At 35.1% G+C, this 13,076-nt stretch carries 9 protein-coding genes; 1 reads left to right on the top strand and 8 read right to left on the bottom strand.

What is annotated here, in order from left to right; translation table 11 throughout:
• Positions 1-48: 48 nt before the first annotated feature.
• From rpmB to radA, 4 genes are all read right to left on the bottom strand, one after another.
• Positions 49-288: a 50S ribosomal protein L28 gene (gene rpmB / locus EGI22_RS03240; RefSeq protein ID WP_255066379.1), complete on the bottom strand. Its 240-nt coding sequence runs from the start codon at positions 286-288 to the stop codon at positions 49-51.
• 96 nt (positions 289-384) lie between these two features.
• On the bottom strand, positions 385-540 hold the full coding sequence (locus tag EGI22_RS03235; protein WP_255066378.1) for a DUF5522 domain-containing protein: 156 nt from the start codon (positions 538-540) through the stop codon (positions 385-387).
• Positions 541-559: 19 nt separating this feature from the next.
• The gene (locus EGI22_RS03230; RefSeq protein WP_255066375.1) at positions 560-1,021 is read right to left on the bottom strand and encodes an Lrp/AsnC family transcriptional regulator; all 462 of its coding nucleotides are present in this window, start codon (positions 1,019-1,021) and stop codon (positions 560-562) included.
• Positions 1,022-1,035: 14 nt separating this feature from the next.
• Positions 1,036-2,409 (bottom strand): DNA repair protein RadA, encoded by a 1,374-nt coding sequence (gene radA / locus EGI22_RS03225; protein WP_255066373.1) that lies wholly within the window; start codon positions 2,407-2,409, stop codon positions 1,036-1,038.
• 88 nt (positions 2,410-2,497) lie between these two features.
• Here radA and EGI22_RS03220 point away from each other — a divergent pair, with 88 nt between their 5' ends.
• Positions 2,498-3,118, top strand: a complete 621-nt coding sequence (locus tag EGI22_RS03220; protein WP_255066368.1) for a porin family protein — start codon at positions 2,498-2,500, stop codon at positions 3,116-3,118.
• A gap of 72 nt (positions 3,119-3,190) precedes the next feature.
• Here the strand turns inward: EGI22_RS03220 and EGI22_RS03215 are convergent, their stop codons facing one another.
• From EGI22_RS03215 to EGI22_RS03200, 4 genes are all read right to left on the bottom strand, one after another.
• Positions 3,191-4,717 (bottom strand): SusD/RagB family nutrient-binding outer membrane lipoprotein, encoded by a 1,527-nt coding sequence (locus tag EGI22_RS03215; RefSeq protein ID WP_255066367.1) that lies wholly within the window; start codon positions 4,715-4,717, stop codon positions 3,191-3,193.
• A 20-nt stretch (positions 4,718-4,737) separates the two neighbouring features.
• Positions 4,738-7,923: a SusC/RagA family TonB-linked outer membrane protein gene (locus EGI22_RS03210; protein ID WP_255066365.1), complete on the bottom strand. Its 3,186-nt coding sequence runs from the start codon at positions 7,921-7,923 to the stop codon at positions 4,738-4,740.
• Between the two features lie 420 nt (positions 7,924-8,343).
• Positions 8,344-9,777: a SusD/RagB family nutrient-binding outer membrane lipoprotein gene (locus EGI22_RS03205; protein WP_255066363.1), complete on the bottom strand. Its 1,434-nt coding sequence runs from the start codon at positions 9,775-9,777 to the stop codon at positions 8,344-8,346.
• Between the two features lie 29 nt (positions 9,778-9,806).
• On the bottom strand, positions 9,807-12,956 hold the full coding sequence (locus EGI22_RS03200; RefSeq protein ID WP_255066362.1) for a SusC/RagA family TonB-linked outer membrane protein: 3,150 nt from the start codon (positions 12,954-12,956) through the stop codon (positions 9,807-9,809).
• Between the last annotated feature and the right edge of the window lie 120 nt (positions 12,957-13,076).

Genomic DNA, 13,076 nt, shown 5'->3' with positions numbered 1-13,076 from the left:
ATTTCGAAATGATTCAAAATTCAATCTAAAAAAAAATAAAAAAATATTTTATAAAGCTAATGTTCCTTTACGAGCTGCACTCAATAAAGTAGCCTCTAATCCTTTTTTGTTGATAGTTCTGATTGTACTAGTAGCAACTTTCAATTCAACCCAAACACCTTCTGACTCAAGAAAAAACTTCTTAGTCTTAAGGTTAGGATAAAACTTACGCTTAACTCTATTATTAGCGTGCGAAACATTGTTTCCAGATCTTGTTCTCTTACCGCTTATTTGACAAACCTTTGACATGATTGTTTTATTTTTAATTTTCTAAACTCCGTTTACTCGAAACGAACACCTTAATTGGGCTGCAAATATCCGAATATATATTTAAAAAACAAAATCCTATTTAGATATTTCTAATTTATATGGACAATTTAAGCAATTATTTTTGCAGCAATAGCCTCTTTTAAGGTGGTATTCTGCCGTAAAGACCATAAGTCCTTCTTTATTAAAATAATAGTCTCTATGTTTTAAAGTTCTTTTTTGCCCAATTTTCATTTTTTCTCTTCAAATTATTTTAAAGAGGTATCCGTGTAGACCATTTTACTTCGGTCATTACAAACATGGATTGTACGTTTTGAATATTTTCAAGAGCCGCCAATTTGTTTACCAGAAAATTTTGATATTGAGCTATATCCTTCACCATAACCCTAAGTAAATAATCGAAATTTCCAGCCAAATAGTAACATTCCACTACCTCAGTAAAAGTAACTACTTCTCGCTCAAATTGTTCAAGAAAAGGTTTAGCATGTTCTTTTAATTGAACACTACAATAGGTCAAAAGGGGTTTTCCAATCTTTTCTCTATCTAACAATGCCACATAACCAGATATTACACCTTCTCTTTCCATGCGTTTGATTCGCTCATAAATCGGCGTCTGAGACAAATCAAGGTCGTAGGATAGTTCTTTGGTTGTGGTGCGTGAGTTTTTCTGTAAAACCTCTAAAATTTGTCTATCTATTTGATCTAATTCCGTCATTCTTTAAAATATTATTATCCAAAAAGCTCAGAAAAAACTTCTTCTAATTTACTCACTGCAATTATTTTGATTTTGAAATCTTCCATATTTAAACCTTTTGTATTGTTTTTTGCTATAAATATTTTCTCAAACCCCAATTTCGCCGCTTCCGATATCCTGCTCTCTATTCTGTTTACTGGCCTTACCTCACCACCCAAGCCGCACTCAGCACAAAAACATATAGAATGACTTACAGGCAAGTCTTCATAAGAAGAAACAATAGAAACACATACGGCCAAATCAATAGCTGGATCTTCAACTTTTAATCCACCGGCTACATTAAGAAAGACATCTTGGGTTCCTAATCTAAATCCTCCACGTTTTTCTAAAACAGCCAATAGCATTTGTAATCTCCGAGGATCAAAACCATTGCTACTCCTTTGGGGCGTTCCATAATTAGCCGTACTAACCAATGACTGAATTTCAATTTGTAAAGGTCGATTTCCTTCAATCATTGCAGCAATAGTCACTCCTGAAATACTCTCATCTTTTTCTGAAATCAATATTTCAGAAGGATTACTTACCTGACGTAAACCCGTACTTAACATTTCATAAATACCTAACTCTGAAGCATTTCCAAATCTATTTTTTGTAGTCCTAAGGATTCGATAAGTCATAAACTGGTCACCTTCAAACTGCAAAACGGTATCAACCATGTGTTCTAAAACTTTTGGCCCAGCTAAAGAACCATCCTTCGTAATATGGCCAATCATAATTACAGGAACATCAGACTCTTTGGCATACTTCATTATTTCTGATGCACATTCTTTTACTTGGGAAACACTTCCAGCACCACTTTCTATTAATGGCGAAACCAAAGTCTGGATGGAATCAATGATTACAATATCAGGCTCAATCAATTCAATTTGCTTAAAAATAGCATCCGTCGCAGTTTCTGTCAAAACATAACATCTATCGTTTGACAAAGGAATACGCTCAGCTCGCATTTTTATTTGCTGCTCGCTTTCTTCACCCGAAACATACATTACTGTATAATCTTTCAAACTCAAAGCCAACTGTAGCATCAATGTAGATTTTCCGATACCCGGCTCACCTCCTACCAATGTTAACGAACCTGGCACCAAGCCTCCACCAAGAACCCTATTGAATTCATTATCCTCAGTTACAATTCTATATTTCTCTGCTTTATTTATTTCGGAAATAAGTCTTGGTTTATTGCTAGTTTTTGCACTTTTACCAAATCTCCACGAACCTTTTTCTGGCTCATCTTTTGCTATAAGTTCTTCAACTATAGTATTCCATTCGTTGCAAGATGGGCATCTACCGAGCCATTTGGGCGAATTATAGCCACAACTTTGGCAGAAATAGGAGCTTTTTAGTTTAGCCATTTGTTAAAGACTCGTTAATTTTGTACTAATAATTCGCAATATACGTTTATAAGTACGATTCAAAAAAATATTAATTAATATCACATTTATGAAAAAAATAATTTTTGCTTTTATAGCATTATTAGCTGTTCAAAATACTTTTGCCCAGTTTAAACTTGGCGTAAAAGGAGGAGTAAACGTTTCGAAAGTTTATACTGACGCCGGTTCATTTAAAGCGAATTTTAATGAAAGTATGGATACTAAAACAGGTTATTCATTTGGACTATATGCAAGAGTAGGCAAAAAACTCTATTTGCAACCAGAGGTAATGTTTGCAACAAAAGGTGGAAAGGTAAACGTAACTCCAATAGGCGGAGGAAGTCCCGTATCAGTTAATATTAAAACCAATAATATTGATATTCCAATTTTGGTAGGATATAAATTGTTTAACAGAATTAGAATTAATGCAGGGCCAGTGGCTTCAATAAAAATAAATGAAGATGGGAAATTTTTAGAAGAATTAAAAATGGTTACATCAAATCCTAACCAAGCCTTTGAAAACGCCACATTTGGCTACCAGGCTGGCGTGGGAATCAAACTTTTAGGATTTGATATAGATTTAAGAAAAGACGGAAGTTTGTCTGATATTTCTTCAAAACAATTTGATGGTAATCAATTCAGCCAAAGATTGTCAGGTTGGCAATTGACCTTGGGAAGGAAAATAATCTAAAATTTTTTAGCTATAGAAAAAGGTCGCCTCGGAAGAAGCGACCTTTTTTATTAAATCCCAAAAGTTAAAAACTTAATCTACATCCCAGAAAAGTCTAGTAGCAAAAACGTCAATAGTTCCTTGGGCCGTAACGTTTTCAGCATTCGAACCTGATTCAGTATTTGGATAATAGAATCTAATTGGACGCTTGGTATCAGGCACCTGGATACTTTGAGGAGTTACAGGCAAGCCAGTTTTTCTGTATTCACTCCAAGCATCTAGACCGTTAAAATTACAAAGTGCTAGCCATTTTTGAATTGCAATTGCATCTAATTTATTAGTTGTAGCTGCATAGTCATAATTTTGAACACCACTTCCAATAAAATTTGCTGATGCTGTTGAACTTGCACCTAAGGCTCTATAAGATTGCTTGATACCTTCTTCGAAATACTCTTGGGCAGAACCTGTTAAATTTACACCAGAGCCGTATCTTTCTTTAGCTTCAGCCAAGTTTAATAAAACCTCAGCAGCCGTCATCAAAATATATGGTCTGTTGTATTCTCCTTTCACTAAAAGACTAGGTCCAATCGCACTACAGCTAGCTGGCAAAAACCCTGAGCTTGTACCAAAAGGTGCACCAACATAATTAGCCGCAACTTCAGCTTTAGCACTAACTCCAGGAGTAGAACTTTCACCACCAATAGCATATCCAATTCTTTTTAATCTGACAGTGTCACCAGAGGCTTTCATAGAGTTTACCAGATATTGGGTTAATCTTGGATAATTATTCAAGGCTCTTTTTGCTCCATTAGCATCATATCCCCAACGATCATATACTGGATTTAACTTACCGGCAGTTGCCAAATAGAAACCATTTCCACCAGAACCTACTTCTTCAGAAGTTAAAAATCCAGAACCTTCAGAAACAATTTTGTTAATCTCTGTTTTAATATAAGAATCTTTTCCACTTACTTTGGCTTGACGCATTAAGATTCTCATTTTCAGACCATTGGCAAACTTAACCCATTTTGAAGTATTTCCTTTGAACACCAAATCTGCATTTGCGAAAGAACTAGCAAAAGTGTTAGCTTTTGTTTCCACAATTGCTTCATCAAGGGTTTTAATTAAATCTTCATATACTGCTTTTTGATCATCAAATTTAGGAGCCAAAGAAGCCACTCCTTTTAATGCATCAGAGTAAGGAATACTCCCGTACATATCAACCAACTGCTGGTACAACAAAGATTTCATTATTTTAGCAGGACCTGAAAGATACTTTTGGTTATAAGAATCTGCGTTATCTATTACGAATTGATAATCATTAAGGTTATCATAATATCCATCCCAATAGTTAAAATCACCATTGGTGAAATTATAAGCAAAAGTTGTAGTTGAAATGATATAACCGTTAGACTGCGTCCATTGTCCTGACCAATAAGATCCGATTTCATTGGGAGAAACCATATTAGCAGCGGAGGTATTTAAAGCATTTGTAAAAACAAAGCTCGGAGAGGCTGTTGGAAGTGAATTAGGGTTTGTATTGATATCTAAAAAAGATTCAGTACAGCTTGTTCCTAAAACTGCGACCAAAGCAGTAATTAATATTGATTTTATTTTCATTGTCTTAAATTTTAATTTAATTAAAATACCAAGTTTAGATTTACACCATACTGACGAACTGGAGGAGTTTGAGAAGTATTGTTGATACCTAAACCATTTCCAGTAGTGTAGCTATACTCAGGATCCGTATAGTAGTTTTTCTTATCAACAATTGTCAATAGGTTTCTACCATATGCTGCAATACTAGCACCAGAAAATACTTTTGTTTTTTCCAAAATTGCAGATGGAATAGCATAAGACAAATTGATATCTCTAAGTTTAATAAACCAAGCTTTGTTAACAAAATTCTCAGAAATCAAACGATAATTATCAACCCAAAGAGCATATTCTGCTTCACGTACATAAAGAGAAGTATTAGGTGTAACTGTCTTACCATCAGAATTTAAAATAGCAGAATTTGGGAATATTTGAGGCTCACGATTTGAGGTCCAACCGCCTGCACCTGTAAATGTCATTTGACGACCCAAATCACTAAACATATAATTTCCTCCACGATATTCGAAGTTAAACGTGAATCCAAATTGACCATAAACAAACTTAGATCCTAAGCCCATAATATGACGAGGCAATGTACCACCTCTAGTAGACAAAGTAGTTTGTCTTAATGGATATCCAGTAGTTGGATTTACCAATACCATTCCAGATCCATCTGGTGCATATTGGTAACCGTCAGTTTTCAACATCGGAAATCTTTCTCCTTTGATTACGTTGGTATTTGCATAAGAATAACCACCATATTGGAATTCATTAATTCCGGGATATAGATCAACCACTTTGTTGTCGTTGTAAGAATATCTGAATGACATATCCCAGCTAATCTTTTGTTTTCTGAATAATAAATACTTCAATTCAGCTTCATATCCCCAGTTTTTAGTCTCACCAACATTTATCAAAAGGTTGTTAAAACCAGTTGTATTTGGAACTTTTACTGTGATAACTTGACCTTTAGAAGTTTGAGTATAAGCAGTAACATCCAAGTTTACTCTATCATGAAACAATTGGAATTCTCCACCTATTTCTTTGGAATATACTTGCTCAGGCTTAAGGTTTGCATCAGGCAATACATTTCCAACAGAAAGACCTACTGTATTTCCATAAGGGAAATTTGCACCATTTGTATAAGCTAAATCTAGGCCGTACAAAGGGATGTTATCATTTGCATTCTTGTTGATATTGGCACGAATCTTCATGAAATTAATAACATTGCTCTTCAAGCCAGGAATCGCATCTGTAGCAACAAAAGACAACGCAGCACCATAATAAGGATAAGAATAAAAACTCTTAGCACGATTTGGTTTGTAGAATCTAGAAGTTTGGTCATAACGGAAAGTACCGTTAAAAATCAACCAGTTTTTATAGTTAGAAGTTAAGTCAGCATAGTAACCTAGTTTTCTTTCCATTGTATTTGACTCACCTCCAGTTAGTTCTCCTTGACGGTTAGATACGTTGTAGATATCAGGAACTACCAATGAGCTAGACCCAATTGCAATGTCTTTAGTATATCTCTGATAAATACTATAACCAAGAATCAAACGATTTTTAACTGTGCTGAAATCTTTAGTTAACTGAGCCTGAAATTCACTATTAAGAACGTTTTCTGTTGAAGAATAATCAGAAACTGAACCTAAAACGTTTGTAATAGCACGATAAATACCATCATAGTCGTCATCATGGGTCCATGGCTCAATTATGTTGGCACTATTTTTTGCCCAGTCAGAATACAAAAATTGTCCAGTCGTATTTTTTCCAGTTCTAGAGTTGTTCATAATACCCAAACGCTCAGTAAATTGCAGCCAGCTCGTAGTTCTATGTGTCAAGCTCATATTTCCTGATAAGTTTGCATCTTTGTAGTTCATTCTGTTATTTCCAGCAATGAAATAAGGGTTATTAAGATAATCATTGTAATATCCATTTGGACTTGCTAATGGGTTATTTCTCCAATCTCTTAGCTCATTTAATGGAATATTAGCAGGTTGGTTTAAAACCTCATTGTAGAAATTACCAGAAGTTCTATCGTAGATAGCTTGCGTATAATTTCCATTAAATCCTGCAGTTAATTTACCATATTCTTTTGTACCTGAAATTCTCACACCAGTTCTATCACTTTTATCGCCTGGTACCACACCGTGAACCAATTGATTTTCAATTGACATATAAAATGAACTTGTTTCATCACCACCTTGAAAACTCGCTTGGTTGTTAGTAGAAACACCAGTATCAAAAGTTTTTCTTCTTATTCCAGCAATAGGAGCATAAGGAATCACTAATTTACTTCCGTCTTCGGCAACTCTACCTTGTAATCTAGTAGAACCATCAAACGCATCACCATATTGTTGATTCTCATAAGGTCTCCAGTTTCCAGCCATTCTAACTTTGTAGTCAGTACTGTATCCTGCAGATCCAAAAGACTGATAATAGTGAGATCCTGAACCATATTTATCTTGAAAATCTGGCAAAAAGCTAATGTTCTCAAAGTTAGTACTATTAGAATATTGAACTTTCAATTTGCCCTTAGTGCCTGTTTTTGTAGTAATTACGATTGCACCATTGATACCAGCAGAACCGTACAACGTTGCTGCTTGACCACCTTTTAGGATAGATACGCTTTCGATGTCGTTAGGGTTGATTAGAGCCAAAACAGTTGAAGTTGTTTGCATACCATTCAATACAACCAAGGCTTCGTTGTTTCCTGTTAAAGATCTAAATCCTCGCAAAACCACTTTTACTGCTGGGTCTACAGAGTTGTTAACATTGTAAACAGCCAAACCTGTTACTTTGCCAGAAAGTGCCTGAGCCAATTGTGGCGAACGCCCAACGGTAACATCTTCTGTAACAACTTTAGAATAAGCGTAACCGATTTCCCTTACGTTTTTACGAATACCTTGTGCAGTTACCACAACCTCTTCTAATTGAGAAGCATCAGTTTTTAAAGCCAAATTAATAACGTTCTGACTCCCAACTGTGACACTTTGGCTAGTAAAACCAATAAAACTGAACAGCAAAACATCGCCTTTTGAGGCCGTAATTTTGTAATTGCCATCGGCGTCTGTAGTAACACCTTTAGAGGTGCCTTTTACTGCAACGCTTACACCTGGAAGGGCTGATTTGTCGTCACTAGAAGTGATACGACCTGACACATTTACAGATTGAGCAAAGGACTGCACAACCCAAATCATCAGAAAACTGACGAGTAGAATTTTTTTCATAAAGTCTGTTATTAAAGTTTTTTAAAAATTAAAATTCGAATTTATTTCCAAATCTCAAATTCAAATTAAATGTTATAATTTTTGTTAAAAAATGTTAATAAATTGTTAATAAAATCCTATACATTATAAAAAAAATTAATAAAAATTATAATTTTTTTTTATGTAATCTATTTTTTCTAAGAAAAAAACTTTGAGGATATTTTATAAAAATCATATATACAAAATTATATTTTATAAAATCAAATAATACTTATCCCTTTTTTTAGCTTTTAATAAGAATGAGAGTCATTCTAAGGTTATTTAAAAAGAGAATTATTAAAAATATTATATACCTAAAACAGCCTTGAATTCAAAATCAATAAAACAAAAAAGGCCGCTTCTTTCGAAGCGACCTTTTTCAATAAATAAACTAATAATTACTTACTTATCCCACCAAGTTTTAGTTTCCATTTCATCAGGACCTTGACGAGCTAATGCAGCTTCGTAGTTAACCTTATTAAGCTGAAACTCAGATGAGGTATATCCACGTCTTCTAGGAATTTCTCTATCAAGGGTAGCATTTGGAGCTCTTTGTAATACAGGATAATCTAACCTTTTCCATTCATTCCAAGCCTCTTGGCCTTGTGTATATAAAGAAACCCACTTCTCTTCACCAATAGACTTTTTCCAATTTGTTGCATCATAGGTTGCGGCAGCTAAATAAGCAGTACCGTCAACTCCCCATTGCTCCATAGAGGCAGAAATAGCAGATTTAAACAACGCTTCAGCATCACCAGAAGTCCAACCGCGGGCCGCAGCTTCCGCTTGATTAAACAACACTTCGCTGTAAGTCATATAATAATAAAGTGATTTTGCAGATCTTACAGCAATACCCGGGAATGAAATTTCATCGTTGGTAATGCTTCCAGCTATGGTATTGTTTACACCATATGGCATACCCACATAAGTTGCAGCTTTATCCAAAGGAGCTGGAGCAGGATCCGCAAAAACTGGCAATCTTGGGTCATTTTTCGCTAACATCTTATCTGTCAAAGTATTACTAATCGCATAATCCGTTCTTGTTAAGAAATGATCATAGTAAGGATTCCAGTTATTTGCATCAGACAAATGCTTATAGGTAGCATTTTCATCGTTTGAAGTCAATACGCCACCAGCTAATGCTGAAGTTACGGCAGCTTTTGCCGCTGCAGCATCAACCTCTGACATTCTCATACCAACTCTAAGCAACAAAGAGTTAGCAAACTTTTTCCACATAGCCATATCACCATTATAAATAATATCCCCAACTACTCCTTTCTCTGAAACCTGAATTTGGCTAGCAGATTCTTGAAGCTCCGTTACAAGACTCTTATAGATAGACTCTTGAGTATCATAAACAGGCTGGAAATTTTCATTTCCTTTCAAAGCCTCAGTATAAGGAATATCTCCCCAAACGTCTGTCATTTTTTGATAAGCCCATGCTTTTAAGATTCTAGCAACAGCTATCTGGTTGGCATTAGAACCAGAGGCAGATATTGTACCTTTTGTAGCCTCATCTGTATTAAGCTTAATTACAACATCTAAGTCAGCAAGATTGGCATAAAACCCATAAAAACTTAACTCAGGAGTTTCATATCTCGAAGTTTCAGTATACTGAGTTTCAGCCCAATGCTGTGCATATAACATACCCGTTGTTTGAGCTACTTGTCCTCTTAAGCCTCTCATGGTATTTGTAAATACATAAGAAGAAGGTACGGTACTCACATTATTAGGATCGATATTCATCTCTTCAAAATTCTCACAAGAAGAAGTAAGAATCAAAAGAGGTAAAACCAAAAGCATTGCAGCTTTAAATTTTAAAAAATTATATTTCATTTTACTATTCAATTTAAATTATAAAGAAATTATAGACCAAAACTGATATTAACACCCATTGATCTAGTAGAAGGGTGCTGACCGTTTTCAAATCCTTGAATATTGCCAGAACCTAAAGCAGACTCAGGGTCAACATTTGGAATATTCTTAAATAAGATAGCTAAGTTCCTTCCAACAAATGACACTTTGGCGTTTTTGAAAGGAGTTTTAGTTAAAGCTTTAGATGGAATATTATATCCAAAAGTAACTTGACGTAATTTCAAGAAACTTGCATCATATACAAAAAACTCACCTCTATAATTTCTCAAAGTACCCCAATAGTTTTGAGCTTCAACATATTTGGTATTTTCAGTTCCATCCTCTAATACACCAATTGACCTTAAACCACCGCCTGCTGAAACAGGATCACGCATAGGTACGCCTTTATCATTAAGCCCTACTGTGTTACCCAATAAACCTGAGTATGTTCCATATCTATTAGTTACAGAATATATATCGCCGCCTTTTTGGAAGTCAACAACAGCTCCAAGAGTAAATCCTTTATAGGATAGATCATTAACTAAACCTCCTGTATAATCAGCAAGAACTTTTCCTGCAACTTGATTTCTTTCAATAATATAGTATCCGTTTGACCCAACCAACATTCTTCCTTGATCGTCACGCTTAACAGTTTCAGCAATAATAGTTCCGTATGGTTCTCCAACTCTAGCATTAACGGAAGGTCCCCATGATGCAATCAAGTAGTTATCTAAGCCTTCCGCAAGTTCAACAACTTTGTTTCTGTTTCTAGCATAGTTAAATGACATATCCCATGTAAAGTCTTTTGTTTTAATTGGGTTGAACAATAACTGTAATTCAATCCCTTTATTCTCCATTTTTCCAGCATTTACATAAGCTCTATCATAACCTGATGTACCAGAAACAGCGATATCGAGAATTTGGTCAATAGTGGTATTCTTATAATAAGTCAAATCAAAACCAAACTTACCGTTTAAGAATCTCATATCTAAACCAGTTTCCCATGAAGTAGTAGTCTCAGGTAAAAGATTTGAATTTCTGATAGTTCCTGGAACATAGAATGCTGGATTAGAACCGTAAGGGTTAGCAGCACCATAAATATTATTTAGCTGATAAGGGCTTGTATCGTTACCCACTTTTGCCCAACCTGCTCTTAGTTTACCAAACGATAAAAATTTGGTATTTTCTAATAAACTTCCAAATACAAAACTTCCTCCAAGTGAAGGATAAACATAAGAGTTATTAGCGGCAGGCAAAGTTGAAGAAACGTCATTCCTTAATGAAGCATCAAGATATACAATATCTTTATATCCGAAATTGGCACTTCCGTAAATTGAATTCACTTGTTTTTCTTCAAAATAATCAGAAACTGCAGGTCTATCAACCGAAGCAGCTATATTAAAATAGTTAGGCACACTAAGTCCTCCAGCAGTACTTACAGAATTCAAGTAATAATTTTCTTTACGAATATTACCACCGCCTATCAGATTCATTGATAAATCACCAAACATTTTTTTGTATTGAGCCAATAATTCATAATTATTCTCTCTTTTGTCTCTAACTTCTTCTTTATACCAATCCTGTGGAATAGAGTTAGTTGCTATTCTTTGCTCTCTTCTGTCTGTGTAAAAATCAGTTCTTGCAAAGGCTGTGATTGTTAAATCTTTAACCACCTCATAAGCTAAACTAATATTTCCGAACATACGGTTACGAGAGTCAACAGTTGGAGATTCATATAATACCCAATACGGATTTTCCCAATAAAGTGGGTCAATATTGGTAGGACTTTTGATATTCCAAGTTCTATCTAAACCGTCTGCTGTTTTATAATTCCTTAGATTATCCATGCTCAACTGTCTTTGAAACCACTGATTAAAACTAGTCGCCACGTTTCCTTGCTCATCGCTATATCCAGTTGAAGGCCTACCGAATCCGTCATTTCTAACATAAGATGCATTAATACCAGCCGTAAGTTTGCTTCCAAGTTTACTACTTCCAGAGAAAGTCAAAGTATTTCTGTCTAATTTTGAATTAGGGAATGTTCCTTTTTGGTGCATATTAGAATAAGACATTCTAAACTGAGTGGCATCATTTCCGCCGCTTAATGCTACACTATTTGTCAACAAATTTCCTGTTTCATAGAAATCACGTATATTATTCGGACTAGGAACAAACGGCGTCATTTTTCCATAATTGGGATCATCAGGGAACCAGCTATACCATTGTCGTACTGGAGTTCCATCCATTTTAGGCCCCCAACTTTCATCCGCGGCATAATTTACAATAGGCTCGCCTTGGTAAGTATCAAAAGTTTGTTTGTATCCACCACCATACTCATTTTGATATTTAGGCAAAACAGCTACAGTGTTAATCATTGTTGATGAATTTACTGAAACACCAATACCTTTTCTCGATTTTCCTTTTTTGGTAGTAATTAGTATTACACCGTTTGAGGCTCTTGATCCATAAAGTGCAGAGGCTGAAGGTCCTTTAAGTACCGAAATTGACTCTATATCATCAGGATTGATATCTTGAGCAGCATTACCAAAGTCAGTACCACCACCACCGGTTTGCGTACCTGAAGAGTTATAGTTAGAGTTATCGATAGGCGTACCATCAACTACAAATAAAGGTTGGTTATTTCCATTGATTGAATTAACACCTCTTAAGATAATTCGTGAAGAGCCACCCAAGTTACCTGGTGATCCTGTGATTTGTACACCTGCTAACTTACCTTGAAGCGAGTTAACTATATTGGCATCTCTTGCCTCTATAAGTCCTTCACCTTTTACTTCTTGAACAGCATAGCCTAGAGATCTCTCCTCTCTTTTTACTCCCAAAGCCGTAACAACCACTTCTGATAACATTGCGTCATCTAAAGTCAAAGTAACATTGATAATTGATTGACTACCAACTACAATTGTTTGTGGATTCATCCCCACAAATGAATAAACTAAAGAAGAACCTTTTGAGGCTTCTATTTTATAGCTACCATTTGCATCAGTTACAGTACCTCGGTTGGTACCTAAAACTGCCACCGTAACACCTGGAATAACTGAACCATCCTCTGAAGCAGTTACCTTTCCTGTGACGCTTAATTGCTGTGCGAAAGTGAGTACACTTAGGCTTACAAAGAGCATCATAAAGTAGATTTTTTTCATAAAGTCTGTTAATTAAGTTAAAAAAAGAAAAAACTAATCTAAACTTTTACGATCGTTTTTTTAATGCTATTTTAATTTTTTTATTAAAATAGCATTAAAATTATTCATAAAATACAATGA

Origin of the sequence: Lacihabitans sp. LS3-19 (genome assembly GCF_024343575.1) — a bacterium.
GTDB lineage: Bacteria > Bacteroidota > Bacteroidia > Cytophagales > Spirosomataceae > Leadbetterella.
The sequence above is the reverse complement of the archived record's forward strand: the minus strand, read 5'-3'. Positions and strand labels throughout refer to the sequence as shown.